Source organism: Brevibacterium litoralis (assembly GCF_040212315.1).
GTDB classification, from domain to species: domain Bacteria; phylum Actinomycetota; class Actinomycetes; order Actinomycetales; family Brevibacteriaceae; genus Brevibacterium; species Brevibacterium litoralis.
The window spans coordinates 25,258-52,240 of record NZ_JBDIUY010000018.1 but is presented as its reverse complement, the minus strand read 5'-3'; the positions used below and the strand labels follow the sequence as shown (position 1 = coordinate 52,240).

General features: G+C 68.4%; 23 protein-coding genes. 10 read left to right on the top strand and 13 right to left on the bottom strand.

All coding sequences use genetic code 11. The annotated features are described in order from the left end of the window. Nucleotides 1-11 precede the first annotated feature (11 nt). From qcrB to ctaE, 4 genes are read right to left on the bottom strand one after another with little or no spacing between them, the layout of a single operon-like run. The gene (gene qcrB / locus AAD496_RS05995; RefSeq protein WP_349827749.1) at nucleotides 12-1,649 is read right to left on the bottom strand and encodes a cytochrome bc1 complex cytochrome b subunit; all 1,638 of its coding nucleotides are present in this window, start codon (nucleotides 1,647-1,649) and stop codon (nucleotides 12-14) included. Continuing rightward, nucleotides 1,646-2,689 (bottom strand): cytochrome bc1 complex Rieske iron-sulfur subunit, encoded by a 1,044-nt coding sequence (qcrA, locus tag AAD496_RS05990; protein WP_349827748.1) that lies wholly within the window; start codon nucleotides 2,687-2,689, stop codon nucleotides 1,646-1,648. Before qcrA ends, qcrB begins: the two co-directional genes overlap by 4 nt. Nucleotides 2,690-2,735: 46 nt before the next feature. After that, entirely contained in the window at nucleotides 2,736-3,521 is a 786-nt protein-coding gene (qcrC, locus tag AAD496_RS05985; protein WP_349827747.1) for a cytochrome bc1 complex diheme cytochrome c subunit, read from the bottom strand. 47 nt (nucleotides 3,522-3,568) lie between these two features. Beyond that, nucleotides 3,569-4,222 carry an aa3-type cytochrome oxidase subunit III gene (gene ctaE / locus AAD496_RS05980; protein ID WP_433913732.1) on the bottom strand — a complete coding sequence of 218 codons (654 nt, stop codon included), beginning with the start codon at nucleotides 4,220-4,222 and terminating at the stop codon, nucleotides 3,569-3,571. A 331-nt stretch (nucleotides 4,223-4,553) separates the two neighbouring features. Here ctaE and trpD point away from each other — a divergent pair, with 331 nt between their 5' ends. Beyond that, nucleotides 4,554-5,651, top strand: a complete 1,098-nt coding sequence (gene trpD, locus AAD496_RS05970) for an anthranilate phosphoribosyltransferase (protein WP_349827746.1) — start codon at nucleotides 4,554-4,556, stop codon at nucleotides 5,649-5,651. Nucleotides 5,652-5,721: 70 nt separating this feature from the next. On the opposite strand, the gene AAD496_RS05965 is transcribed toward trpD, so the two are convergent. From AAD496_RS05965 to AAD496_RS05940, 6 genes are all read right to left on the bottom strand, one after another. Continuing rightward, nucleotides 5,722-6,123, bottom strand: coding sequence for a cytochrome c oxidase subunit 4 (locus AAD496_RS05965; protein ID WP_349827745.1), 402 nt, complete (start codon nucleotides 6,121-6,123; stop codon nucleotides 5,722-5,724). Further along, nucleotides 6,120-7,826 carry an aa3-type cytochrome oxidase subunit I gene (gene ctaD, locus AAD496_RS05960; RefSeq protein ID WP_349827744.1) on the bottom strand — a complete coding sequence of 569 codons (1,707 nt, stop codon included), beginning with the start codon at nucleotides 7,824-7,826 and terminating at the stop codon, nucleotides 6,120-6,122. Before ctaD ends, AAD496_RS05965 begins: the two co-directional genes overlap by 4 nt. Beyond that, nucleotides 7,826-8,668, bottom strand: a complete 843-nt coding sequence (gene ctaC / locus AAD496_RS05955; RefSeq protein ID WP_433913731.1) for an aa3-type cytochrome oxidase subunit II — start codon at nucleotides 8,666-8,668, stop codon at nucleotides 7,826-7,828. Before ctaC ends, ctaD begins: the two co-directional genes overlap by 1 nt. Nucleotides 8,669-8,861: 193 nt before the next feature. Next, nucleotides 8,862-9,530 (bottom strand): leucyl/phenylalanyl-tRNA--protein transferase, encoded by a 669-nt coding sequence (gene aat / locus AAD496_RS05950; protein WP_349827742.1) that lies wholly within the window; start codon nucleotides 9,528-9,530, stop codon nucleotides 8,862-8,864. A 142-nt stretch (nucleotides 9,531-9,672) separates the two neighbouring features. Next, complete coding sequence (locus AAD496_RS05945; protein ID WP_349827741.1) at nucleotides 9,673-10,023, bottom strand: HesB/IscA family protein; 351 nt, start codon at nucleotides 10,021-10,023, stop codon at nucleotides 9,673-9,675. Nucleotides 10,024-10,117: 94 nt separating this feature from the next. Further along, nucleotides 10,118-11,512 carry a M20/M25/M40 family metallo-hydrolase gene (locus tag AAD496_RS05940; RefSeq protein WP_349827740.1) on the bottom strand — a complete coding sequence of 465 codons (1,395 nt, stop codon included), beginning with the start codon at nucleotides 11,510-11,512 and terminating at the stop codon, nucleotides 10,118-10,120. 78 nt (nucleotides 11,513-11,590) lie between these two features. Between AAD496_RS05940 and AAD496_RS05935 the strand changes: the two genes are divergently transcribed. Further along, complete coding sequence (locus AAD496_RS05935; RefSeq protein ID WP_433913730.1) at nucleotides 11,591-12,226, top strand: DUF3043 domain-containing protein; 636 nt, start codon at nucleotides 11,591-11,593, stop codon at nucleotides 12,224-12,226. Here the strand turns inward: AAD496_RS05935 and AAD496_RS05930 are convergent. Then, nucleotides 12,201-13,355 (bottom strand): quinone-dependent dihydroorotate dehydrogenase, encoded by a 1,155-nt coding sequence (locus AAD496_RS05930; protein WP_349827738.1) that lies wholly within the window; start codon nucleotides 13,353-13,355, stop codon nucleotides 12,201-12,203. The genes AAD496_RS05935 and AAD496_RS05930 overlap by 26 nt on opposite strands. 170 nt (nucleotides 13,356-13,525) lie before the next feature. On the opposite strand from AAD496_RS05930, the gene AAD496_RS05925 reads away from it, so the two are divergent. From AAD496_RS05925 to sucB, 3 genes are all read left to right on the top strand, one after another. After that, entirely contained in the window at nucleotides 13,526-15,040 is a 1,515-nt protein-coding gene (locus tag AAD496_RS05925; protein ID WP_349827737.1) for a leucyl aminopeptidase, read from the top strand. A 564-nt stretch (nucleotides 15,041-15,604) separates the two neighbouring features. Continuing rightward, nucleotides 15,605-16,996, top strand: coding sequence for a dihydrolipoyl dehydrogenase (lpdA, locus tag AAD496_RS05920; RefSeq protein ID WP_349827736.1), 1,392 nt, complete (start codon nucleotides 15,605-15,607; stop codon nucleotides 16,994-16,996). Between the two features lie 22 nt (nucleotides 16,997-17,018). Then, nucleotides 17,019-19,184: a 2-oxoglutarate dehydrogenase, E2 component, dihydrolipoamide succinyltransferase gene (gene sucB / locus AAD496_RS05915; RefSeq protein WP_349827735.1), complete on the top strand. Its 2,166-nt coding sequence runs from the start codon at nucleotides 17,019-17,021 to the stop codon at nucleotides 19,182-19,184. Nucleotides 19,185-19,329: 145 nt separating this feature from the next. On the opposite strand, the gene AAD496_RS05910 is transcribed toward sucB, so the two are convergent. Beyond that, the gene (locus AAD496_RS05910) at nucleotides 19,330-19,962 is read right to left on the bottom strand and encodes a hypothetical protein (protein WP_349827734.1); all 633 of its coding nucleotides are present in this window, start codon (nucleotides 19,960-19,962) and stop codon (nucleotides 19,330-19,332) included. Nucleotides 19,963-20,429: 467 nt separating this feature from the next. Between AAD496_RS05910 and lipB the strand changes: the two genes are divergently transcribed. From lipB to AAD496_RS05895, 3 genes are all read left to right on the top strand, one after another. Beyond that, a complete protein-coding gene (lipB, locus tag AAD496_RS05905) occupies nucleotides 20,430-21,098 on the top strand; it encodes a lipoyl(octanoyl) transferase LipB (RefSeq protein WP_349827733.1) in 669 nt (222 codons plus the stop codon). Between the two features lie 100 nt (nucleotides 21,099-21,198). Then, nucleotides 21,199-22,275, top strand: coding sequence for a lipoyl synthase (gene lipA / locus AAD496_RS05900; RefSeq protein ID WP_349827732.1), 1,077 nt, complete (start codon nucleotides 21,199-21,201; stop codon nucleotides 22,273-22,275). A gap of 35 nt (nucleotides 22,276-22,310) precedes the next feature. Further along, nucleotides 22,311-23,051, top strand: coding sequence for a DUF4191 domain-containing protein (locus AAD496_RS05895; protein WP_349827731.1), 741 nt, complete (start codon nucleotides 22,311-22,313; stop codon nucleotides 23,049-23,051). Nucleotides 23,052-23,284: 233 nt separating this feature from the next. Here AAD496_RS05895 and AAD496_RS05890 read toward each other — a convergent pair whose 3' ends face one another. Further along, a complete protein-coding gene (locus AAD496_RS05890; protein WP_349827730.1) occupies nucleotides 23,285-23,737 on the bottom strand; it encodes an RDD family protein in 453 nt (150 codons plus the stop codon). A gap of 204 nt (nucleotides 23,738-23,941) precedes the next feature. Here AAD496_RS05890 and glnA point away from each other — a divergent pair, with 204 nt between their 5' ends. After that, on the top strand, nucleotides 23,942-25,366 hold the full coding sequence (gene glnA / locus AAD496_RS05885; protein ID WP_349827729.1) for a type I glutamate--ammonia ligase: 1,425 nt from the start codon (nucleotides 23,942-23,944) through the stop codon (nucleotides 25,364-25,366). 164 nt (nucleotides 25,367-25,530) lie between these two features. Next, entirely contained in the window at nucleotides 25,531-26,979 is a 1,449-nt protein-coding gene (locus AAD496_RS05880; RefSeq protein WP_349827728.1) for a mycothione reductase, read from the top strand. Nucleotides 26,980-26,983: the final 4 nt, after the last annotated feature.

The following is a 26,983-nucleotide window of genomic DNA, read 5'->3' as shown; positions in this document are numbered from 1 at the left end:
CTACCGGGTGATCAGTACCCGCCGACGGCCTTGTGGTCGTCGCCCTCGACACCGTGGTGTCCGTGGGCGGCGTGTGCGGCCTCCAGCTCGGCCTTCGTCACCGGAGCGACGCGGTCCTCGTAGAAGAACTTCGCGATCGCGCCGCGGCGCTGCTCGGCCTTCGAGATCTGACCGTCCGGGCCCGGTTGAGCCGGGATGTACTCCGGCGTGGAGAACGAGGTGAGCCGCCAGAGCTTGTCCTCGGACAGGTCCGTGTGGCGTTCCTCGAACTTGCCCTCCGGGTACCGGATGATCTGGCCGGACTCGAACCCGTGGAGCACGATCTCCCGGTCCTTGCGCTGCAGACCCAGGGCGATCCGACGCGTCACCACGTAGGCGATGATCGGGCCGACGAAGAACAGCGTGCGGAGGATGTAGATCGTGTCGTTGAGCGACATCTGGAAGAACGTCGCGATGAGGTCACCGGATGCCGCCGCCCACATGACGCAGTACCAGACGATCGCCGCGACACCGATGGCCGTGCGGGTCGGGTTGTTGCGGGGGCGGTCCGCGATGTGGTGCTCCTCGTGATCATTGAGCAGCCAGGCCTCGAAGAACGGCCAGATCGCCATGGCGCCGAACAGCACGCCGGCGGCGAGGACGGCCACGAGGATGTTCATCGAGATCGGGAACCCGAAGATGTAGAACTCGCCCCAACCCGGCATCAGACGCAGGACACCGTCCATCCAGCCGATGTACCAGTCGGGCTGCGTACCGGCGGAGACCGGCGAGGGGTCGTAAGGGCCGTAGTTCCAGATCGGGTTGATGGTGAACACACCCGAGATCAACGACAGCAGGGCGAAGATCATGAAGAAGAAGCCGCCGCCCTTGGCCGCGAAGGTCGGCATGACGGGTTCGCCGACGACGTTCTTCTCCGTGGCACCGGCCTGAGCGTAGTGGGTGTGCTTGTGCACCACCACGAACATCATGTGCATAGCGATGAGCGCGATGAGCATGGCCGGGATGATCATGATGTGGAGGCTGTACAGACGGGCGATGATGTCGATGCCCGGGAACTCGCCACCGAAGAGGAAGAACGAGATGTAGGTACCGACGAGCGGGATCGCCTTGAGGATGCCGTCGATGATCCGCAGACCGTTGCCGGAGAGCAGGTCGTCGGGCAGCGAGTAACCGGTGAAGCCGGCACCCATGCCGAGGGCCACGAGGGCGATACCGATGAGCCAGTTGATCTCACGCGGCTTGCGGTAGGAGCCGGTGAAGAAGACACGCAGCGCGTGGACGGAAAGAGCGGCCATGAACAGGAGCGCTGCCCAGTGGTGCATCTGGCGGATGAACAGGCCGCCACGGATCTCCATGGAGATCACGAGTGCCGAATCGTACGCCTCGGACATCTCGACGCCCTGCAGCGGGACCCAGGGGCCGTCGTAGTGCAGCTCGCCCATGGCGGGCTGGAACCAGAAGGTGAGGAAGGTGCCCGTCAGCAGGAGGATGACGAACGAGTAGAGCGCCACCTCGCCCAGCATGAACGACCAGTGCTGGGGGAAGATCTTACGGCCGAACTCGCGCACCATCTTCGAGGCGCCCACCCGGGTCTCGACGAACATCGCCGTCTTGCCGACGGCCGTCGTGGGTTCAGTCACGGTGGTCATTCTACGGACGTCTCCTTCGTGTTGATCTCCCAGAAGGTCGGTCCGACGGGCTCCGGGAAGTCACGCTGCGCGACGAGGTAGCCCTCGTCGTCGATCTCGATCGGCAGCTGCGGCAACGGGCGCTTGGCGGGGCCGAAGATCACCTTGCAGTGGTTGGTCACGTCGAAGGTCGACTGGTGGCAGGGGCACAGCAGGTGGTGGGTCTGGTGCTCGTACAGGGCGACCGGGCAACCGACGTGGGTGCAGATCTTCGAGTACGCGACGATGCCGTCGACGCCCCAGGACTCCTTCTCCGGGTCGGTGTTGAGCTCCTTCGGGTCGACCCGCATGAGGAGGACGGACGCCTTGGCCTTCTCGTCGAGCGGGTGTCCCGAATCGGCGATGCCCGAGGGCAGGACGTGGAAGGCGGACCCGACGGTCACGTCCGCGGCCTTGATGGGCCGTTCCTCGTGCGGGATGCCCCCGACGTCCTGGATGAGCCGGACACCCGGACCCCAGAGCGTCTTGAACAAGATGTCACCGGGCAGCGGGCCGAGGTCCCGGAACACCAGGACGGCCGGCAGCGGCATGATCGCGACGGCGGCGATGAGGGTGTTCCGCAGGAGCGGACGCCGGGCGATGCCCGACTCCTCCTTCGCCTGGTTGAGGATCTCCAGGGCGATGGCCTGGTCCTCCTCGGTCCCGGCGATCTCGTGCCGGTCCTCGGCGATCTCCGCATCGGACATGAGCGTCTTGGCCCACAGCACGATACCGATGCCGATACCGCCCAGGGCGACGGTGCCGGCGATTCCGAACATGAGGTTCTGCAGCTTGATGCTGGCCATCGTCTCGTCCGGCGTGAACAGGAAGTACGACACGATGAACCAGATGGTGCCGATCATCGACAGGACGAACCAGCCGGCCACCTGTCGTTCGGCGACGCGCTCGGCGGCGGAGTTGTCGTCGGTGACGCGCGGCGGGTGATGGTGGATCCCGGGATCGGTGAACCCATTCACCTGCTCGAGGCTGCCGTGCTCGGCAGTGTGCTGTTTCGAGGTCATTCGATTCCTCGTCTATTACTCGATACGGATTGAAGAACGGGGCGGGTCACTTCGAGCGGCCTGCGAGCCATGCGGTGATGGCGATGACGGCGGCCAGGCCGAAGAACCAGATGAAGAGACCCTCGGACACCGGACCGAGCGATCCGAGCTTGGCGCCGCCGGGCGACTCCGTCTCCGCGACGTAGCGGACGTAGGTCACGACGTCACGCTTCTGCTCGGGCGTGAGGTTCGCGTCGTTGAAGATCGGCATGTTCTGCGGGCCGGTCTGCATGGCCTCGTAGAGGTGCTTCTCGGAGACCTCGGAGAGGTTGGGCGCGTACTTGCCGCGCGTGAGAGCACCACCGGCGCCGACGACGTTGTGGCACATGGCGCAGTTGGTGCGGAACAGACCGCCACCGGCAGCCGCGTCACCCTGCGTGGTGTCCAGCCATTCCTCGTCCGGCACTGCCGGGCCGGGGCCGAGGGAGGCGACGTAGGCAGCCATGTCGTCGATCTCGTCCTGGCTGAACTGCGGGGTCTTGACCATGGCCTGCGGGCCGTTCATCTGCAGAGGCATACGACCGGTGCCGACCTGGAAGTCGACGGCGGCGGCGCCCACACCGATGAGGCCGGGGCCGTTGTCGGTGCCCTCGGCGTTGAGGCCGTGGCAGGTCGCGCAGTTCGCGACGAACAGCTTCTCCCCGTCCTCGGGGCTCGCCTGGGTGCTCGTGGTCGCGTTCGCCGTGCTGTTCGAGGTGAACAGGGCGTAGGCGCCACCGGTGAGCAGGAGCCCGATGAGCAACAGGGCCACGAGGGCCATCGGGTGCCGGCGGCGTTCGGCTAGAAGCTTCACAGGGATAAGTCCTTTACTTGCTCGGGTCCGGTTCGTGCGAACGTGCGTCAGCTGAGGAAGGGCAGCAGGTAGATGATGCCGAACAGGCCCACCCACACGACGTCGACGAAGTGCCAGTAGTACGAGACGCACACGGCGAAGGTGGCTTCACGGTGTCCGAACTTCTTCGCGCTGTACGCCCGTCCGATCACGAGCAGGAAGGCGATGAGGCCACCGGTCACGTGCATGCCGTGGAAGCCCGTGGTGAGGTAGAAGATCGAGGCGTAGGCGTTGGAGTTCAGGGCGACGCCCTCGGAGAACAGCGTCGCGTACTCCATGACCTGACCGCCGATGAAGATCGCGCCCAGGAAGAAGGAGAGGTAGTACCACTCGACCATGCCCCACTTGCCGACCTGGTGCAGACCGCCGGAACGGTGCGGGATCGGCACGGCCTGCTCGGCCTTGTTCACACCGATCTGGCAGGTCACCGAGGACGCCACCAGGATCAGGGTGTTCACCGTGGCGAACGGGATGTCGAGGAGGGCGTGACCCTCCGCGAACATGTCCGGCACGACCGACCGGATCGAGAAGTACATGGCAAAGAGCGCGGCGAAGAACATCAACTCGCTCGACAGCCACACGATGAATCCGACGATCGTCGTGTTGGGCCTGTGGATGACGGGATGAACCGGCGCTGTAGTGGAAGCAGTGGCAGTTGACACGTCGCCATTATTACCCAGTCCGCAGCAGAATTTCACCTTTCACACAGGTTCCCGACCAGGTTTTTTCTACGACGTGTAGGCAACTCCCGCACCAGCACGCGGCAGGGTGGAACGCACCGTGAGGCCAGTGATTCAGCGTGTACCGGGCGTGTCCTGCCCGGCAGGCCTCGGCCGCCCATTTCCACAAGGTGCTCATGACGTAATGCGAATCGCCCTCCCGGCGTCCGGGACGGTGCTGCGGGGCGCGGATCCGCCCGTCTAGCATGGCCGGGACACACCAGCCGACTCCGGGGACGGCTCCCCGGGGCGTACCGAAAGGCCCGATCCGCGTATGAGTGCCCCCACACCGGCGACCGCGTCCACCCCGACCCTGGACGAACTGCGGACCTGGCCCGACGTCCTCGTCGCCCTCATGGCCCACGAGGACCTGAGCGAGGACACCGCCGCCTGGGCGATGGACGAGATCATGTCCGGGAACGTCCCGGACACCACGATGGCCGCCTTCCTCGTCGCCCACCACGGCAAGGGCGAGACGATCGAGGAGATCACGGGCCTCGTGCGCGCGATGATGGACCACGCCGTCACGCTCGACGGACTGTGCGACGCGGTCGACATCGTCGGGACCGGCGGTGACCGCGCGAAGACGGTGAACATCTCCTCCACCGCGTCCTTCGTCATCGCCGCGACCGGCCAGAAGGTCCTCAAGCACGGCAACCGTGCGACCTCCTCGGCATCGGGTTCCGCCGACGTCCTCGAGACCCTCGGCCTCACCCTCGACCTGACGCCCGCCCAGACGACCGGGCTGGCACAGGAGGTGGGGATGGGCTTCGCCTTCGCGAACGTCTACCACCCGGCCATGCGCTTCATCGCCCCGGTCCGGAAGGCGATCGCGGTACCCTCGGCCTTCAACATCCTCGGACCGCTCGCCAACCCGGCCCGGACCCGGCAGACCGCGATCGGTGTCGCGGACCCCGCGATGGCTCCGCTCGTCGCCGGCACCCTGGCCCGTCGCGGCGACTCCGCCCTCGTCTTCCGTGCCCGCGACGGCCTGGACGAACTCTCGAACACCGCGGTCAACGACGTGTGGGAGGTGCGCGACGGCGAGATCGTCGCCCACGAGTTCGACGCCACCGCTCTCGACATGCCGCGGTACACGAAGGACGACCTGCGCGGTGGCGACCCCGCCCACAACGCACGGGTCATGGAGGACACCCTCTCCGGAGGCGGCTCCGCCGTCCGCGACGTCGTGCTGCTCAACGCCGCCGCCGCACTCGTGGCCGCCGCACCGGACGCCTCGGGGTCGCTCACCGACCGGATCGCCGCCAAGGTGTCCGTCGCCGCGGCCGCCCTCGACTCCGGTGCCGCCCGCGACAAGCTCCACGAGCTCGTCGTCGCCTCCCAGAAGTGGAGCACGGTCGAGGCCGACTGACCCCCGGCCCTGAATACACATCGAGCCCGGGACCGTGTGGTCCCGGGCTCGACGTGTGTCCGGTGAGGGATCAGTGGGCGTGGTTGTCCCGGTCGTACTCGAAGACGAGGCCGAGCATGCCCCACAGGGCGATGACGGCACCGAAGGGCACGATCCACATGCCGACGGCCACGCCGAGGAAGCAGACGCCGGTACCGGCGGCCACGGCCAGCGGCCACCAGGACCACGGGCTGTAGAAGCCGTACTCGTACGCCTCCTCGGAGATCTCACCCTTCTCGTCGTCCTGCGAGGTCTGGCCGATGTTCCGGTTCTCCAACCAGAAGGCACCGCCGATCATCACGCACATCAAGCCGACGAGGAGGAAAGCCGGGAACCCGACGAGCTCGGAGAAGTTCGTCAAATACCCGTAGATGAACGCCATCGGGAAGAAGAAGAACAGACCCGAGAAGAAGAGGATGGCCGATGTCTTCACTTGGCGGTCCTTTCGACGACCGAATACGCGTCCGCGGGCTCACCCATGAGCTCCAGGAGCTCGGGGTGGTTGGCGTCGAAGGCCGGGCGGTGCGAACGGATACGCGGCAGCTCGTTGAAGTTGTGACGCGGGGGCGGGCACGAGGTGGCCCACTCGAGCGACTGGCCGTAGCCCCAGGGATCGTTCGTCTCGACCTTCTTGCCGTTGCGGGCGGTGACCCACACGTTCCAGAAGAACGGGATGAGCGACAGACCGAGGATCAGCGAGCCGATGGTCGACACCTGGTTCATCCAGGTGAAGCCGTCCTGCGGCAGGTAGTCGGCGTAGCGACGCGGCATGCCGTCGGCACCCAGCCAGTGCTGGATGAGGAAGGTGCCGTGGAAGCCGATGAACAGCAGCCAGAAGTGGATCTTGCCGATCGTCTCGTTGAGCATCTTGCCGGTGAACTTGGGCCACCAGAAGTAGAAGCCGGCGAACATCGCGAACACCACGGTGCCGAAGACGGTGTAGTGGAAGTGCGCGACGACGAAGTACGAGTCGGACAGGTGCATGTCGAGGGCCGGCGAGGCCAGGATGACACCGGTGATGCCACCGAACACGAAGGTGATGAGGAAGCCGAGCGACCACAGCATGGGCGTCTCGAAGGTGAGCGAGCCCTTCCACATCGTGCCCAGCCAGTTGTAGATCTTCACACCCGTCGGCACCGCGATGAGCATCGTCATGAAGGCGAAGAACGGCAGCAGCACGGCACCGGTGACGTACATGTGGTGGGCCCACACGGTCGCGGACAGGGCGGCGATGGCGATCGTCGCGTACACGAGCGACTTGTACCCGAAGATCGGCTTGCGGCTGAAGGCCGGGAAGATCTCCGAGACGATGCCGAAGAACGGCAGTGCGATGACGTACACCTCGGGGTGCCCGAAGAACCAGAACAGGTGCTGCCAGAGCACCGGTCCCCCGACCTCGGGCGAGAAGATGTGCGCACCGAATATGCGGTCGGCACCCAGGGCCAGCAGGGCCGCGGCGAGCGGCGGGAAGGCCATGAGGACGAGCAGCGCGGTGATGAGGGTGTTCCAGGTGAAGATCGGCATCCGGAACATGGTCATGCCCGGCGCACGCATCGTCACGATGGTGGTGAGGAAGTTGACGGAACCGAGGATCGTACCGAAGCCCTGGAAGCCGAGGCCCATGACCCACAGGTCACCGCCGAGGCCGGGCGTGAAGGTCGAGTTGCTCAGCGGCGCATAGGCCGTCCAGCCGAAGCTCGCGGCACCCTGCGGGGTGAGGAAGCCGGCGCAGGCGATGAGCGAACCGAACAGGTAGACCCAGAACGCGAAGGCGTTGAGGCGCGGGAAGGCGACGTCGGGCGCACCGATCTGCAGCGGCATGAGCACGTTCGCGAAGCCCGAGAACAGCGGGGTGGCGAACATGAGGAGCATGATCGTGCCGTGCATGGTGAACAGCTGGTTGAACTGTTCCTTCGTCTCGATCACCTGCATGCCGGGCTCGAAGAGCTCCAGGCGCATGACGAGTGCGAGCACACCGCCGATGCAGAAGAAGGCGAAGGAGGCGATGAGGTACATGTACCCGATCGTCTTGTGATCGGTGGAGGTCAGCCAGTTGACGATGACCTTGCCGATCGGCTTGCGCGGGACCGGGTTCTCCGGGATGTAGTCGGTGGGGCGATCAGCCACTGCCGTCATCAGTGCTCACCCTCTTCCTGCTCGTAGGGGTTCTGGTACCACTCGGTCCGGTCGTACTCCGGTCCGAGCTGACCCTGCTCCAGCTGCTGCATCTGGCGGTCGAACTCCTCCGGGGAGACGACCTCGACGTTGAACAGCATCTCGGAGTGGAACTCACCGCACAGCTCGGCGCACTTGCCGACGTACGAGCCCTCCTTGAGCGGGGTCAGGTGCATGTGGTTGGTCTTGCCGGGGATCATGTCCATCTTCTCGAGGAAGGCCGGCACCCAGAAGGAGTGCACGACGTCGCGCGAGCGGATCTCGAAGTTGATGGAGGTGTTCGCCGGGAGGTAGAGGGTCGGGGCGTTGTCACCCGGCGCCTCGGTACCGTCCAGGTTCGCCTGGACACCGGCGTAGTACCGGTTCTCCGTCACGTAGTTGAAGTCCCACGCCCACTGCTTGCCGACGACCTCGATCGTCTGCTCGGCCTGCGTGGAGGCGGTGAACTGCTCGGAGTTCTCGTCCGTCGTCACGGCCATCGTGTTCACCGTCTGGAAGAAGAACCCGATGACGAGGACGATCGGCATGACGGTGAAGAGGATCTCGACGGGCATGTTGTACGCCAGCTGACGCGGCAGGCCACGGTCGGACTTCTTGCGGCGGTAGGCCACCAGGCACCACAGGATGAGGCCCCAGGTCACGACACCGACGGCGAGGGCGGCGATCCAGCCGCCGTTCCACAGCGCGATGTAGTGGTCCGTGTGCGAGGTCGCTCCCTTGGACTCGACGGGGAGGTAGCCCACTTCCCACTGTTCCCTGGTGCAACCGGCGAGCAGCATCGTCGTGGCAACTGCGCCCAGCACACCGGCCCTCTTGGCCCAGGGGAACCGGCCCCTGCTGCGTACTGGCTGATTCGGTGAATCCACGTGCAGCCTTTCAGTACTTCTAGTCGGTATCGATTCGTGCGGGGTGCACGAACACACCCCATCACCGGACACGATTCTTGTCTCGGGATCACCTTACCGCTACGAGCGGTAGAAATTCACACACCCCTGCTCATTCGCTCAGAAAATGCTGCGAGTGTGTCCCCGTACGCGCGCGTGCGAGGGCTCGCAGGTACGCGGCACCCGAGATCTCGGAGACGCCGAGCGAGGCGAGGTGTGACGTCTGCCACTGCGTGTCGACCAGCCACGGCGTGTCGTCGTCGACGGCGTCGAGCAACCGCACGAGCGCCACGAGCGCGACCTTCGAGGCGTCCGTCGCCCGGTGGAACATTGACTCCCCGGCGAACACTCCCCCGCGGGCGACGCCGTAGAGGCCACCGACGAGTTCACCCGTCCCCTTCTCGAACACCTCGAAGGAGTGCGCATGGCCGGCGGCGTGGAGGGCGACGTAGGACCGGACGACGCCCTCGGTGATCCAGGCGCCGGACCGGGACGGGTCCGCACAGGCGCGGACGACCTCCTCGAACCGCGTGTCGACGGCGGTGTCGAACCGCCGCAGCGACTTCCGCAGGCTGTGACTCACGTGGAGCTCCCCCGGACGCAGGACACCCCGCCGCCGAGGCGCCCACCACCCGATGGGCGGCCCGCCGTCCTCCCCGAGTCCCATCGGGAACATGCCAGCCACATAGGCGGCCAGGAGCGTGTCCGGAGTGAGGACCTCCGGAACGGTCCCGTCCTCACGTGCGGTGTCCTCGACGGCCCGCAGGTCCCCGGGGTCCATCTCGTCCTCCTCCTCGGGTCGGCTTCGGTGTCCTGCCTGGTACGACACGACGCGCGGGTGGGGACGGGTCTGCCGTCCCCACCCGCGCGTCGGTACCACTCGGTGGTGTGCCCCGGGCCGTCATGACCCGGGGTTCGGTGACTCAGTGGAAGGAGTCGCCGCAGGCGCAGGATCCGCCTGCGTTCGGGTTGTCGATCGTGAACCCCTGCTTCTCGATGGTGTCCGAGAAGTCGATGGTCGAGCCGTCCAGGTAGGGCACGCTCATGCGGTCCACGATCACCTCGACGCCGTCGAAGTCACGGATCGCGTCACCGTCGAGGAAACGCTCGTCGAAGTACAGCTGGTAGATGAGGCCCGAGCAGCCGCCGGGCTGCACGGCGACACGCAGTCGCAGGTCCTCACGACCCTCCTGCGTGAGCAGGGAACGGACCTTGTCCGCCGCGGCGCCGGAGAGTTCGACCCCGTGGGTGGCGATGTCGTCGGTCACAGTCATGGACGCTCCTTCAGGTGGAATGTGGTGTCTCCCAGCCTACAACCGGGAGTCGACCCGATGCATTCCCGTGCACGCGGATCGGCGGATCGAGAGGTCAGAGGCCCCGCAGTACGAGCGCCTCGGCGACGATCGAGGACCACAGGTCGGGGACGTACAGCGACTCGTTGGCGCTGTGGGCCCGCGAGTCCGGGTCCTGCGGACCGGTGACGAGCACCGAGGCAGACGGGAAGACCTCCTGCAGGTCGGAGATGAACGGGATCGCCCCGCCCACGCCCATGGAGGCGACCTCCTGCCCGAACCCCGCGGTGAGCGCGGCCGAGGCGAGCCCGACGTTCGGATCGGCCGGGTCGGCCTTCCACGGCTTGCCGGCCTCGGTCGCACCGAACTCCACGCGGGCGCCGAAAGGCACGTGGGTGGTGATGTGGGTCCGCAGCGCCTCGAGAGCGGCCTGCGGGTCCTGGCCCGGTGCGAGGCGGACGGAGACCTTGGCACGCATGCTGCCGCGCAGGGTGTTCGAGGAGACGTCGACTGCCGGGTTGTCCAGGCCGATGACGGTGAGCGAGGGCTGCAACCACAGCCGGCTGGACAGCGGACCCCGGCCGATCAGGTCCGTCGAGTCGAGGACACCGGAATCGCGGCGCAGATCCGCCTCCGGGTAGTCGACCTCCGCCGCCTCGCTGCTCACCAGGCCCTCGACGGCCACGGAGCCCTCGGAGTCCCACAGGGTGTCGAGCAGGCGCGTCATCGCCATCATCGCGTCGGGGACCACGCCGCCATACAGGCCGGAGTGGACGTCGTGGTCGAGTGTCGTGACGGTGAATTCGAGTGCGGCCACACCCCGCAGCGAGGTCGTGAGGGCGGGTGTCCCGGCCGTCCAGTTCGAGGAGTCCGCGACGACGATGACGTCGGCGGCCAGCTTGTCGCGGTACCGCTCGATGAAGTCGCGGAAGCTCGGCGAACCCGCTTCCTCCTCGCCCTCGGCGAAGAGGACGACGCCGACCTGCAGTTCGTCGCGCAGCAGGTCGAGGACGCCGAGGTGCGTGATGATCCCGGCCTTGTCGTCGGCCACGCCGCGACCGTACAGCCGGTCACCCTTGCGGGTGGCGACGAAGGGTTCGGACTCCCAGAGGGCCGGATCACCCGTCGGCTGGACGTCGTGGTGCGCGTAGAGGAGGACGGTCGGGCGGCCCTCCGGTGCGGGCACGGTCGCGACGACGGCCGGGTAGCCGTCGGTTCCGTCCTCGTTCTTCCCGCGGAGCACCTCGGCGGTCTCGAAGCCGTGGGCGAGTGCCAGCTCGGCGACCTTCCGCGCCGAGGCCTCGACGTGGGCCGGGTCGCTGCTCGGCCAGGCGAGGGAGGGGATGGAGACGAGTTCGGAGAGCTCGGTGAGCAGGCGGTCCTGCAGCGGGGCGAGGCGTGCGCGGAGTTCGGCGGCCGCCTCGGCGTCGGGCAGACGGTCGGCGGCAGGGGTGATGGAGGGTTCGGTCATGGTCCGCATGGTAGGCCCTCGCCACCGGTCCGTGACGAACCGGGCCCGCGACCGGGCGGGTGCCGCCGCCCGGCTAGGATGGCCCGCGTGTTCGGACGCAAGAAGAACGATGACGTGCCGGGTGTGACCTCCACCCCGGCGAACGAGACCACGGAGGCACCCGCGGACACCCGGCCCCAGCGCCGGGACCCGCGGGCCAAGTCGGGCCCCACGCCCACCCGGAAGGAGCGAGAGGCGGCCAACCGTCGTCCCCTCGTCGGGGACAAGCGGGACAAGGAGGCCGTGAAGAAGGCGAAGGCGCAGGAGCGTGCGCAGCGGGAGGTCGCACGCCAGGGCCTCATGAACGGTGAGGAGAAGTACCTCACGCAGCGCGATCGCGGACCCCAGCGCCGGTACGTCCGCGACTTCGTCGACGCCCGGTTCAGCGTCGGCGAGATGTTCATGCCCGTCGCCCTCGTCCTGCTGATCCTCATGTGGGGCTTCGGCGGACAGGCGGAGATCATCGGGACGAGCATCGTCTACGGTCTGCTCGCCCTCGTCCTCCTCGACAGCATCCTCCTGTGCTTCCAGATGCGCGGGCGCATGGCCGTGAAGTTCGGCGGCAAGGAGAACCTCGAGAAGGGCCTGAACTTCTACGCCATCATGCGCGCGGTCCAGCTCCGCCCGCTGCGCGTGCCCAAGCCGCAGGTCAAGCGGCGCCAGTACCCGAGCTGACCGGTCCCCGGACCACCGGCCCGGTCGTCGGGCGGATGCCGTCGAGCACCCGCCCGACGAGGGCCGGCCCCCGATAGACCAGCGCACTGTAGAGCTGGACGAGGTCCGCACCGTCGGCCAGTCGCACATTCGCCTCGGCGGCGTCACCGATGCCCCCGACCGAGACGACCGTGAGCGCGTCCCCCACGTGCTCCTTCACCATCCGCGTGACCTCCCGGGCCCGTGCGGTCAGGGGAGCACCGGAGATCCCACCGGCCTCGGCCTCCGCGAACTCGCGGTCGGCACCGTCCAGCACGGACCGGTCGATCGTCGTGTTCGTCGTGATGAGTCCGTCGACACCGAGGCCCACCGCCATGTCCGCGACCGCCAGGACGTCGGAGTCCGCGAGGTCCGGGGCGATCTTCACGAGCAGCGGCACGTGGCCGAGGTCCGAGGCCGGGGCCGGTCCCCCGGCGGCCACGGACTCCGCGACCGCCTCGTCGGCGGCGGCCCGCACGGCCTGCACGATCGGTCCGAGCGCCTCGGTCGACTGCAGGTCCCGCAGACCCGGGGTGTTCGGCGAACTCACGTTGATGACCAGGTAGTCCGCGAGCGGGGCGAGGGTCCGGGCGCTGGCCCGGTAGTCCTCGATCGCCTCGGCGGCGGGCACCACCTTCGTCTTGCCGATGTTGACGCCGAGCACGGGGCGCACGGCCGGATCCATCGCGTCCAACTCGGCCCGCGCGCGCCGCAGGTTCTCCGCGACGACCTCGGCGCCGGGGTTGTTGAAGCCCATCCGGTTGAGGATCGCCTCGTGGTCGAGCAGCCGGAACAGGCGCGGCTGCGGGTTGCCCGGCTGGCCCTGCCCGGTGACGGTACCGATCTCCACGTGCCCGAAGCCGAGCATCGACAGTGCGCGGACGCCGCGTCCGGCCTTGTCGAAGCCGGCGGCCAGCCCCACCCGGTTGGGGAAGGTGAGACCGAGCGCCCGGACGGGCTCGGGCCGCTGCCGGGGCGCGAGGACGCGCCGGGCGAGGTCGCGGGCCACGGGCACACGGTCGAGGGCACGGAGGGCACCGAAGCTCAGGGAGTGAGCGCGTTCGGCGTCCATCGGGACGAACAGGGTCCGGAAGACGAGTGAGTACACCACGCTCCCATCCTATGTGTGCCTGGTGCCGGGTGTGGGCCCGGTGCCGGGTGTAGGCCGGGTGCGATGGGAGGGGGCAGGTCCGGCCGTGCGCCCCGCCACATACTCCGACATAGGGTGTACCGCGAGACACACGTGCACCCGGAGGTGCACCCCACGACGAAAGGACTTCCATGTCGTCTCCTCTCCCCACCCACGCCCACGTGCTGCCGGTGCCCGCCACCACCTCGGCCGCGAAGACGAAGGCCGACGTGCTCGTCCTCGGTGTCTGGACCGTCGACGGCACGGTCACGCTCACCGGTGACCCGCTCACCAAGGCCGAGGCCAAGGCCGTCCTCCAGGCCGCTGCCGCCGTGCGCTTCACCGGCGCGGCCGGCTCCACCGCCCACGTCCCGGCACCCGCCGGCCTCGCCGCCGACTCCCTGCTCCTCGTGGGCCTGGGCACCGAGGCCGAGGAGGACGTCACGATCGGCGAACCCGCCGCACTGGAGAACCTGCGCCGCCAGGCGGGCACCGCGCTGCGGTCCCTCGGTGACGGACTGTCCGTGGCAGTGGCCTTCCCGGCCCCCACCGCCGAGGCCGCCGAGGCGGTGGCACTCGGCGCGGCCCTGGGCGCCTACCGCTTCACCTCCTACCTCTCGGACGACTCGGCGAAGACGCCGGTCTCCGCGGTGTCCGTCCTCGCGACGAAGAAGACCCGCGCCGGTGTCGAGCGGGCCGGCGTGATCGCCGGTGCCGTGCTGCGCACCCGCGACCTCGTCAACACCCCGCCGCTCGACCTCTACCCCGAGACCTTCGCCGCCACCGCCAAGGCCCAGGCCAAGGGGCGCAAGGTGTCGGTCACGGTCCTCGACGACGAGCAGTTGCGCGCCGGCGGTTACGGCGGCCTCATCGGCGTCGGCCAGGGCTCCAGCCGCCCGCCGCGCCTGGTCAAGGTCGAGTACGCCCCGAAGAAAGCCGGCAAACACTTGTCCGTCGTCGGCAAGGGCATCACCTTCGACTCCGGCGGCCTCTCGCTCAAACCGCCGGCCTCGATGGAGGACATGAAGTCGGACATGGCCGGTGCCGCCGCCGCGCTCCAGACCGTGTTCGCCGTCGCCGACCTCGGTCTGCCGGTCAAGGTCACCGCCTGGCTGTGCCTGGCCGAGAACCTGCCCGGCGGCAACGCCACCCGCCCGGCCGACGTGCTGCGGATCTACGGCGGCAAGACCGTCGAGATCACGAACACCGACGCCGAGGGTCGCGTCGTCATGGCCGACGGCCTCGTCGCCGCCCAGGAGGAGGACCCCGACGTCCTCCTCGACGTCGCCACGCTCACCGGCGCCCAGATCGTGGCACTCGGCACCCGCGTCTCCGGCGTCATGGGCACCGAGACGACCCGTACCGCCGTGGCCGCGGCCGCCGATGCCACCGGCGAGCAGTTCTGGCCGATGCCGATCCCGGAGGAGCTCATCGCCGGCTTCTCCTCGACCGTCGCCGACCTCAAGAACGCCGGCAAGCGCGACGCCGGAATGCTCGCCGCCGGCGCCTTCCTCCGGGAGTTCGTCGAGGACGGCCAGGAATGGGCGCACCTCGACATCGCCGGCCCCTCCTACAACACCGGCTCCCCCTGGGGTTACACCGGGGCCGCCGCCACAGGTGTACCGGTGCGGACGCTGGTGCAGGTCGCCGAGGATCTCGCGGGCTGACGCCTACTGCTCCCGAGGCGCCCTGTAGTTGTTCTGTAGACGTGCCGGGCGCGGCGCGAGGAACCCCTCCCACCCGGTTCCTACCGGGGCCGGTGCGGAGAGCTTCCCTCCCGCCCACTCCAGCAGTACGAAACCCCTGTTCCGAGACCTGCGCTGTCCCGGAACAGGGGTTTCGTACTGCTTCCGTACGCCCACCACACCCACTCGGGAAGCTCTCCGCCCCGACCCCTCCTCGACATGAGAAGTGCGGATTCCCCGCCGCGCCGCCCGCCCTCCTTGGCATGGGACGTACAGCGCGCCTCGTCCGCGGGGCGTCGTGTGTCAACTTCGGGCGTCGGAGTGGGTAGTCCCGATCGCGGCCCTCGGTTCTCCCGGATGCACGACTCTCACCTGCGGGGACGGTCTGTGCTGGGGACGTGAGACGTGACGCACGAGAAACGTTGGAAGATTCGGCCGATTTGGTGGAATGATGGGGCACGACGTGCTGATCCCGGGTACGTGCTCTCACCACGTGACCGGTACCGGCGACCTGAAACCCCCAACCACGTCCTTGAGGAGAAATCCGTGACCGATACGGAGAACACGTACGACCTCGTCATCCTGGGTGGTGGCACCGGCGGTTACGCCGCGGCCCTCCGCGCCGCCCAACTCGACATGAAGGTCGCACTCATCGAACGCGACAAGGTCGGCGGCACCTGCCTGCACCGCGGCTGCGTGCCCACCAAAGCACTCCTCCACGCCGCCGAGGTCGCCGACACCGTCAAGGAAGCCGGCTCCTTCGGCATCGGCGCGGAACTCACCGGCATCGACATGGAGAAGGTCGTCGCCTTCAAGCAGGGCATCATCGACCGGAACTACAAGGGCCTCCAGGGTCTCGTCAAGGCCCGCGGTATCGACTACATCGCCGGTGAGGGCAAGCTCGTCGGTCCGGACACCGTGCAGGTGAGCAACGACGATGGCGGCCTCACGGTCACGGGCAAGAACATCCTTCTCGCCACCGGCTCCACCTCGAAGACCATCGGCATCGACATCACGGGCAACGTGCTCACCTCGACCGAGGCCATGAACCGCACCTCGGTGCCGGAATCGGCCATCGTGCTCGGTGGTGGCGTCATCGGCGTCGAGTTCGCCTCCGTGTGGGCCTCGCTCGGCTCGCAGGTCACGATCGTCGAGGGTCTGCCCCACCTCGTCGCCAACGAGGACGAGGCCATCTCCAAGGCCCTGGAGAAGGCCTTCAAGAAGCGCAAGATCGGCTTCAAGCTGGGCTCCATGTTCGACTCCGTCACGCAGGACGACGCCGGTGTCCACGTGAAGCTGCAGAACGGTGAGGTGCTCGACGCCGAGGTCCTGCTCGTCGCCATCGGTCGTGGCCCGGTCACCGCCGGTCTCGGGTTCGAGGAGCAGGGCATCCCGATGGACCGCGGTTTCGTGCTCGCCAACGAACGCATGCACACGGGCGTCGGCAACATCTACGCCGTCGGTGACATCGTCCCCGGCCTCCAGCTCGCCCACCGCTCCTTCGCGCAGGGCATCTTCGTCGCCGAGGAGATCGCCGGGATGGCCCCGGTCCCCACCGAGGAGTCGGGCATCCCGCGCGTCACCTACTGCGAGCCGGAGATCTTCTCCGTCGGCATCTCCGAGAAGCAGGCCGTCGAGAAGCTCGGCGCCGACAAGGTCGAGACCGTCGAGTACCCGCTCGGCGGCAACGGCAAGTCGACGATCCTCAAGACCACGGGCTTCATCAAGGTCATCCGCGAGAAGGAGGGTCCGGTCCTCGGCATCACCGGCATCGGCGCCCGCCTGAGCGAGCAGGTCGGCGAGGCCCAGCTCATCGTCAACTGGGAGGCCTTCCCCGAGGAGGTCGCGCAGCTCATCCACGCGCACCCCACCCAGAACGAGGCGATCGGCGAGGCCCATCTGGCCCTGTCCGGCAAGCCGCTGCACTTCCACAACTGATCTTCCGAGGAGACGAGAACACATGTCCAACACCGTGAACATGCCGGCCCTGGGCGAGTCCGTCACGGAAGGTACCGTGACGCGCTGGCTCAAGAACGTCGGCGACACCGTCGAGGTCGACGAACCGCTCCTCGAGGTCTCCACCGACAAGGTCGACACCGAGATCCCCAGCCCGTTCTCCGGCACGGTCGAGCAGCTGCTCGCCGAGGAGGACGACGACGTCGAGGTCGGCGGCCCGCTCGCCGTCATCGGTGACGGTTCCGGTGCCGGCGCCGAGGAGCCCGCCGCCGAGTCCGCACCGGAGGCCGAGGAGGCCCCGGCGGCCGAGCCCGCCACGCAGCAGGAGGCACCCGCCGCCGAGGCGCCCGCCGAGTCGGCACCCGCTGCCGGCTCCGGCGAGGGGGAAGAGGTCACCATGCCCGCCCTCGGCGAATCCGTCACCGAAGGCACCGTCACCCGCTGGCTCAAGGCCGTCGGCGACACCGTCGAGGTCGACGAACCCCTCCTCGAGGTCTCCACCGACAAGGTCGACACCGAGGTGCCCTCCCCCGTCGCCGGCACCGTCCTCGAACTCTTCGCGGACGAGGACGACGACGTCGAGGTCGGCGCCAAGCTCGCCCTCATCGGCACCCCCGGTGCCGCACCCGCCGCCGAGGAGCAGCCCGCACCGGCAGCACCCGCCGCCGAAGAGAAGCCAGCGGCCGAGCCCGCCACGCAGCAGGAGGCACCCGCCGCCGAGGCGCCCGCCGAGTCGGCACCCGCTGCCGGCTCCGGCGAGGGGGAAGAGGTCACCATGCCCGCCCTCGGCGAATCCGTCACCGAAGGCACCGTCACCCGCTGGCTCAAGGCCGTCGGCGACACCGTCGAGGTCGACGAACCCCTCCTCGAGGTCTCCACCGACAAGGTCGACACCGAAGTGCCCTCCCCCGTCGCCGGCACCGTCCTCGAACTCTTCGCGGACGAGGACGACGACGTCGAGGTCGGCGCCAAGCTCGCCCTCATCGGCACCCCCGGCGCCGCACCCGCCGCCGAGGAGCAGCCCGCACCGGCAGCACCCGCCGCCGAAGAGGCCCCGGCCGAGAAGCCGGCACCGGCTCCCGCTCCGGAGGCCCCGAAGCAGGAGGCCCCGGCACCGGCGGCTGCCCAGGCTCCCGCCGCGGCCCAGGCCGCCCCGGCCCCGCAGGCCGAGGTTCCGAAGCCGGCGGAGGCTCCCGCCCCGAGCATCTCGAAGACGGTGTCCGACAACGCCGCCTACGTGACCCCGCTCGTGCGCAAGCTCGCCAAGTCGAAGGGCGTCGACCTCTCGACGGTCACCGGTACCGGCGTGGGCGGACGCATCCGCAAGCAGGACGTGCTCTCGGCCGCGGCCAACGCCGCTCCGGCCGCTGCCGCCGCACCCGCGGCCGCACCGACCACCGGTGAGAAGAAGCCCTTCGTGCTGGAGATCCCGGAGGAGGCGAAGAAGCTGCGCGGCACGACCGTCAAGGCTCCGCGCATCCGCCAGACGATCGCCAAGCGCATGCGTGAGTCGCTGCAGAACTCGGCCCAGCTCACGCAGGTGCCCGAGATCGACATGAGCAACGTCGCCAAGCTGCGCAAGGCCACGAAGGACGCCTTCCAGACCAAGCACGGCGTCAAGCTCACCTACCTGCCGTTCTTCATCAAGGCCGTCGTCGAGGCCCTGCAGATCCACCCGGTCCTCAATGCCGAGTTCGATCTCGAGGCCAAGCAGATCACCTACCACGACGTCGAGAACATCGGCATCGCGGTGGACACCCCCAAGGGTCTGCTCGTCCCCGTGCTGAAGAACGCCGGTTCCATGTCGATCGCCGAGATCGCCACGGGCATCGACGAGCTCGCCTCACGCACGCGTGACGGCAAGATGTCCCCGGACGACCTGGTGGGCGGCACCTTCACGGTGACGAACATCGGTTCCTTCGGTGCCCTCTTCGACACGCCGATCATCAACGCCCCGCAGGTCGGCATCCTCGGCACCGGCACGATCACCCGCAAGCCGGTCGTCATGAAGAACCAGGACGGCGACGAGGTCATCGCGATCCGCGACATGGTCTACCTGCCGCTCACCTACAACCACGAGATCGTGGACGGCGCGGATGCCGGCCGGTTCCTCAAGTCGCTCAAGGAGCGCCTGGAGGAGGCCAACTTCGAGGCCGATCTGGATCTCTGATCCACCACCGGGCCCCCTTCCGGTAGGCCCGGTACCCGCTGCGGGCGGGGAGGAACGAGTCGTTCCTCCCCGCCCGCAGCGCATTCACGGACCGTGGAATCACACCACGTCAACGCCGAGGATCCCGGTCTCCGCCGCTGTGGGCTCAGTCGGCCGGGACGCCGATTGGTGCGAGCTCCGTGGTCTCCGGGTCCACCTCGCTGACGGTGTGGACCTGCCAACCGCCGGGCGCCTCGGGCGCGGGGTGGAGGTCGACGAGGAGCGTCCGCGTGCCGTGATCGACCGTCTCCTCGGACCCCGTTGACACCGTGGTCGCGAGGGTGGCGAGGACCTGCCCGGTCCCACGGTCGTCCGTCCGCTCGTCGAGGACGACGAGCGACAGCGTCACGTCCGTCCCCGCGAAGTCCGCTGCGGCCCCGGAGTCCTCGGCCACGGCCGCCGGGGAACCGGGCACCGTGAGCGCCTCGAGGGCGTGGACGTCCCCGGCCTCGAGAGCGTGCTCCCGTGCCGTGGTGAGCGCGAGGAGTCCGGCCCCCGGGCCCTGTGCGTCCATGAGCGGACCCGAATCCGTCACCGGGTCGGCCCCTTCACCCGCCCTGTCTCCTGCCGCACCGGCATCCGCGTCGGCCTCGAGCCCCGCAGTGTCCCCCGCCGGACCGAGGATCCGGACGGCAAGGAGGAGCGCGAACACGACCACGAGACCCCCGACCACGAGGGCCCGGACGGGCGGGAGCCGCCGGGTGCGGACCCAGCTGAGCAGCGCAGCTCTCTCGAACAACGCAGTGCCCCCGAACAACGCGGAGCCGACGCCCCGCAACCGTCCAGTGGGCGCTCCCTGCCGTCGAGTGGGCGCTCCCTTCGGTCCAGTGGGCGACCCGTGTCGTCCGGTCCTGCGGTCCCGACGTCGCGTCCGTGGCGGCGCGCCGGCACGAGCGCCCTCCCGTGGTCGGAGCGCGTGGACGGGATCCGCGAACCGCGGGGACGGTGCAGAGGTGTCGGGCGCCTCGGCAGCGGCCGGGAATGGTGATCCACGTCTCAGGGCACGCCGGGGTGCAGTGCCGGCATCTCTGTCGGCAGAAGAGTCGACTCCATGCTGTTTCATGTCATTTCCTCACCTTTGACGTCTCCAGTATGTGGTGAATCACACACGTTTCGTCAAGGCCCCGTTCTCGGTCGAACGTTGTGACAGTTGTACACAAACGATCACAGTTGAATACACGGCCACCCGCGGAATAGCGTGACCGCATGGCCTTCACCGTCCATCCCCTCGGATACGCTCCGGACACCGTCGACTATCAGTACGCCTGGGATCTCCAGCGCACACTCCACGCGGAGGTCCGGCAGGGCACGCGGGAGAACACCCTCCTGCTCCTCGAACACGCCCCCGTCTTCACCGCCGGTCGGCGGACCGAGGACCACGAGAGACCGACCGACGGCACGCCCGTCGTCGACGTCGACCGGGGTGGGAAGATCACCTGGCACGGACCCGGCCAGCTGGTCGCCTACCCGATCTACAAGCTGCAGGACCCCGGAGCCGTCAAGGCCTACGTCCACCAGATCGAACAGGCCGTCATCGACCTGTGCGGCGAAAACGGGATCACGGCCACCCGCGTGGAGGGGCGCGCCGGTGTGTGGCTCACCGATCCCCCGGCCGCCGGTGTCCCCACCGTCCCCGGCCTCCCGACGAACGACCGCAAGATCGCCGCGATCGGCATCCGCATCCACGAGGGTGTCGCCATGCACGGCGTGGCGCTCAACTGCTCGAACGACGACAGCGGGTTCTCCGCGATCGTCCCCTGCGGGATCGTCGACGCCTCCGTCACCACCCTGAGCGCGGAGACCGGACGGACCGTGGACCCCGTCGACGTCGCCGACCGCTTCGCCGAGCTGCTCATCACCCACATCGCGGCCTGACCCCGGCACACCGACCCCGGAACCCCACCGCTGGATCCCACGCCGCCCTGACCCCGGCACCCCACCGCCGAGTCCACCGCAGAACGAACGAGGTACCCACATGACCATCGCACCCGAGGGCCGTCGCCTGCTGCGCGTCGAGGCCCGCAACTCCGAGACGCCCATCGAGAACAAGCCCAAGTGGCTGCGCGCCAAGGCGAAGATGGGACCCGAGTACGCCGAGCTCAAGTCCCTCGTCCGGGGCTCCGGGCTGCACACGGTGTGCGAGGAGGCCGGCTGTCCCAACATCTTCGAGTGCTGGGAGGACCGCGAGGCCACCTTCCTCATCGGCGGCGAACAGTGCACCCGGCGCTGCGACTTCTGCCAGATCGACACCGGCAAGCCCGCCGACTTCGACGCCGACGAACCCCGCCGCGTCGCGGAGTCCGTCGCCACCATGGGGCTCAAGTACTCGACGATCACCGGTGTGGCCCGCGACGACCTGGACGACGGCGGCGCCTGGCTCTACGCGGAGACCGTCCGCCGCATCCACGACATCGAGCACACCGACGAGGACGGCTTGACCTATCGGACCGGTGTCGAGCTGCTCATTCCGGACTTCGACTCCGACGACGACCAGCTCGCCGAGGTCTTCTCCTCCCGCCCCGAGGTCCTCGCCCACAACGTCGAGACCGTGCCCCGCGTGTTCAAGCGGATCCGGCCCGGATTCCGGTACGACCGCTCGCTCTCCGTCCTCACGAAGGCCCGGGAGGCGGGGCTCGTGACGAAGTCGAACATCATCCTCGGCATGGGCGAGACGAACGAGGAGGTCGTCGAGGCGCTCCGTGACTTCCACGAGGCCGGCTGCGACCTCGTCACCATCACCCAGTACATGCGCCCCTCGCCGCGACACCTGCCGATCGACCGGTGGGTGAAGCCGCAGGACTTCGTCGAACTCGCCGAGGCCGCCGAGGAGATCGGGTTCCTGGGTGTCATGAGCGGCCCGCTCGTGCGTTCCTCCTACCGTGCCGGCCGCCTGTGGGCCCGCGCTATGAAGGCCAAGGGCCGGGACGTCCCGCCGGAGCTCGCGCACCTCGCCGCCGCCGAGGCCGCCGATGCCGGCGTCGACATGCCCGCCCGCCAGGAGGCCCGGGCCGTGGTCGCAGCACACGGTGCCGGCGAGGAGGTAAAATTCTGATCCCGTCCCCACACCGTCGATGACAGAGCGAGAGAATGTCCGAAGAGACCAAGCCCCGCGGGCTGTTCAAGCGTAAGCGCAAGCCCAAGGACCCGAACAAGGCGCCGGGACGTCTGGCCCAGATGAAGCAGATCTTCGTCATGGCCCAGAAGCAGTACCCCCAGACTGCCTGGCTCATGGGAGCCGCGATCCTCGGTGGCGCTGCCCTCGGTGTGCTCGTGGGCCTCATCTTCAAGGCGATGTGGCTGTGGGTCATCCTCGGCATCCTCCTCGGCATCCTCGGCGCGACGTGGATCCTCGGCCGGTTCGGCGAATCCGCCGCCTTCATGCAGCTCAAGGGTCAGACCGGTGCGATCGGTGCCGTCCTCAACTCCGTCAAGCGCAGCTGGCTGCTCGACGAGGAACCGGTTGCCGTCGACCCGAAGACGCAGGACATCGTCTACCGCATGACCGGGAAGGGCGGCATCGTCCTCGTGACCGAGGGCCCCAAGGGCCGCACGAAGAAGATGCTCGACAAGCAGGTCAAGCGCCACGAGCGGGTGGCCCCCGGCGTCACCGTCCACACCATCCAGGCCGGCGAGGCCGACGGTCTGGTCCCCATGAAGGACCTGCGCCGCACCGTCGAGAAGCTGCCCAAGCAGCTGAACAAGGCCGAGGTGCTCGCCGTCCGCAAGCGGCTCACCGCCCTCGGTGGGCTGACCAAGAACGCGCCGATCCCGAAGGGTGTGGATCCCACGCGGGCGAGGCCGGACCACAAGGCGATGCGCGGGCGCTGACGCACCGCGTTCCCGGTCGTGTCGTGCCGGGGGTGGGGCGGAGGACTTCCCTCCTGCCCACTCCAGCAGAACGAAGCCCCGGTTCCGAGACCAGCATGGTCCCGGCGCCGGGGCTTCGTTCTGCTTCCGTATGCCCACCACACCCACTCGGGAAGTCCTCCGCCCCACCCCCTGGTCGGCATGACAGGTGCGCGGTGGCCAGCGCTACCGCGCCGGGGTCGGAGACTGTCCGCTCAGCGGCGGACCATGACCGTTTTCGCGAGGACGTCACTGAAGGGGCGCTGGTCCCGGTCGGTGAGGATCGCCGGCACGAGGAGCATCGTGAGGACCGTGCGGACCAGGCCGGCGAGGAAGCCGGGGGCCCGACCGTCGAGGCGCCGGATGCGCACGCGCACCAGCCGATGACCGAGGGTCGTCCCGAGTGTCGAGACGAGCACGAGGTTCTCGAGGAAGAAGATCACGAGCACCGCCGCGTTGAACTGCATCGAGGCGTAGTCGGTGAATGTCAGTGCGATCGCCGAGCACGCCGCCCAGTCGATGCACAGACCCACCAATCGGCGCCAGTGCGGGGCACGCGCGCCCGGCCCGGTCTCCGGCAGACCCAGCCGTCTACCCGGCCACTCCCCCTCCTCGAGGTGGTGCTGCGGGCCGTCCATCCAGGAGCCGATGTCTTCTCTGTCGATCACGTCCCCAGCCTACCGATCGGTTGCGGGGCCCGAAGCGTCCGGTAGTGTGTCCACGACGTGAGCTGAGAAACACTCCCGAAACATTCGGGACACGTCGGCTTCATCGGCCGCCACTAGCGTCACTCACGACGTGGACCAGGAACCGGGACAAGTCCCGGGACCACACCGGTCCTCTCGCCCTGCCCGCCAGCATCAGGAGTCACAGTGTTCTCGACCCCTTCCGAGCTCGTCTCGTTCATCAAGGAGAACGAGGTCCAGTTCGTCGACATCCGCTTCACCGACCTCCCCGGCCAGGTGCAGCACTTCAACCTCCCCGCGGCCTCCTACGACGAGGACGCGATCAACGAGGGTCTGCTGTTCGACGGCTCCTCGATCCGCGGATTCCAGACCATCAACGAGTCGGACATGAAGCTCCTGGCCGATGTGAGCACCGCCTACATCGACCCCTTCCGTGAGGCCAAGACCCTCGTCGTCTTCCACTCGATCGTGGATCCCTTCACCGACGAGGCGTACTCGCGCGATCCGCGCCAGGTCGCCGCCAAGGCCGAGGCCTACCTCAAGTCGACCGGTATCGCCGACACCGCCTTCTTCGGCGCAGAGGCCGAGTTCTACCTGTTCGACAACGTCCAGTACCTCAACACGCCGGGCGAGTCCTTCTACAAGTTCGACTCCATCGAGGCCGCCTGGAACACCGGCCGCGATGAGCCGGGCGGCAACCTCGGCTACAAGACCCCGCACAAGGGTGGCTACTTCCCCACCTCGCCGCAGGACCACTTCGCCGACGTCCGCGACGCCATCTCGCTGACCCTGCAGGAGCTGGGCTTCGAGGTCGAGCGCGCCCACCACGAGGTCGGTACCGCCGGTCAGCAGGAGATCAACTACAAGTTCAACTCCCTGCAGCACGCCGCGGACGAACTGCTGAACTTCAAGTACGTCGTCAAGAACGTCGCCACCGACTTCGGCAAGTCGGCGACCTTCATGCCCAAGCCGATGTTCGACGACAACGGCTCCGGCATGCACTGCCACCAGTCGCTCTGGAAGGACGGCGAGCCGCTGTTCTACGACGAGAACGGCTACGCCGGTCTGTCGGACATCGCCCGCTGGTACATCGGTGGCCTCATCGAGCACGCCGGTGCCGTCCTGGCCTTCACCAACCCGACGATCAACTCCTATCGTCGTCTGGTCCCCGGCTACGAGGCGCCCGTCACCCTGGTCTACTCGGCCCGGAACCGTTCGGCCTCGATCCGCATCCCGATCACCGGCGCCTCGCCCAAGGCCAAGCGCCTGGAGTTCCGCGTGCCGGACCCCTCGTCGAACCCCTACCTCGCCTTCTCGGCGCAGCTCATGGCCGGCATCGACGGCATCAAGAACCGCATCGAGCCGCCGGAGCCGGTCGACAAGGACCTCTACGAGCTGCCCGCCGAGGAGCTCAAGTCCATGAAGACCGTGCCGGACTCCCTCGAAGGTGCCCTCGCGGCCCTCGAGGAGGACCACGAGTTCCTCACCGCCGGTGACGTCTTCACCGACGACCTCATCGAGGAGTGGATCTCCTACAAGCGCGAGTCGGAGATCGACGTGGCCCGTCTGCGTCCGACACCCACCGAGTTCGAGCTCTACTACTCGGTCTGATCCCGGCCCGACCGATCCGGTCGGTACCCGACGAACCGCCCCTGGTCAGGGAGACCACGGCATCACGCCGGACTCTCCCCGACCAGGGGCGGTTCGCGTTCCCCGAACCACCTCATGGTGGACACCGGGCCGTGCGGTCGACGGGCGGGCATAAACTCGGGCGCATGACCCATTACGATCTCCTCGTCATCGGTACCGGCTCCGGCAACTCGATCGTGGACCACCGATTCGACGACCAACGGGTGGCCATCGCGGAGGCCGGGCTGTTCGGCGGCACCTGCCTCAACGTCGGCTGCATCCCCACGAAGATTTTCGTGAAGACCGCCGACCTGGCCCGCAATGCCGCCGCCGACTCCACCTCCCGGTTCGGGCTGACCACGCGCTTCGAGACCGCCGACTGGCCGGCGATCCGCGACCGTGTGTTCGGCCGGATCGACCCGATCGAGGCCGGCGGTCGCGAGTACCGCACCGAACGGCTGCCGAACGTCACGGTGTACCCCGAACACGTGCACTTCACCGGACCCCGTTCGTTCCGGTCCGCCTCGGGTGCCGAGTTCACGGCGGACCGCGTCGTCATCGCGGCCGGCGCCCGCGCCCACCTGCCGGAGATCACCGGACTCGACCCCACCCGCGTCGACACCCCGGACTACCCCGTCCTCACCTCGAACACCGTCATGCGCATGGAGTCACTCCCGGCCCGCATGACCGTGGTCGGCGGGGGCTTCATCGCCGCGGAACTCGCCCACGTCTTCTCCTCCCTCGGCGTCGAGGTCACGGTCCTCGTCCGCGGCACGGGCATGCTCACCGTCGAGGACGCGGACATCTCCGCACGCTTCACGGCCGCCTTCGGTGCCGCCCACGACCTCCGCCTCGGCACCTCCGTCACCCGCCTGGAGGCCGGTGACCCGGACTCCGGCACCCCTACCGTCCTCCACCTCGGCGACGGGTCCACCCTCGAGACGGACCGCGTGCTGCTGGCCACCGGCCGCACCCCGGCCGTCGAGGGCCTGGGGCTGGAGGCCGCCGGGATCGACCTCGTCGAGGGCCGCGTGGCCGTCGACTCCCACCAGCGCGTGCTCGCCGGCGGCACTCCCCTGCCCGGCGTCTTCGCACTCGGCGACATCTGCTCGCCGTACATGCTCAAGCACGTGGCCAACCACGAGGCGCGCGTCGTCCAGGACAACCTGCTGGCCGACATCACCGCGGGTGCGCCGGGATCCGCGGTCGAGGCGGACCTCGTCACGACCGTCCACACCGGGGTCCCGGCCGCCGTCTTCTCCGACCCGCAGGTCGCCTCCGTCGGGCTCACAGAACAGCAGGCCCGGGACGCCGGCCACGACGTCACCGTCAAGGTCCAGGAGTACGCGGACGTCGCCTACGGCTGGGCCCTGGAGGACACCATCGGATGCGTGAAGCTCGTGGCCGACCGGACGACCCGCCGTCTCCTCGGCGCCCACGTCCTCGGCGACGAGGCCTCGATGATCATCCAGCCGCTCATCCAGGCGATCGCCTTCGACCAGCCGGCCGACACCCTGGCCCGCGGCCAGTACTGGATCCACCCGGCTCTGCCCGAGGTCGTCGAGAACGCCCTCCTGGGCCTCGACTTCGCCTGACGCC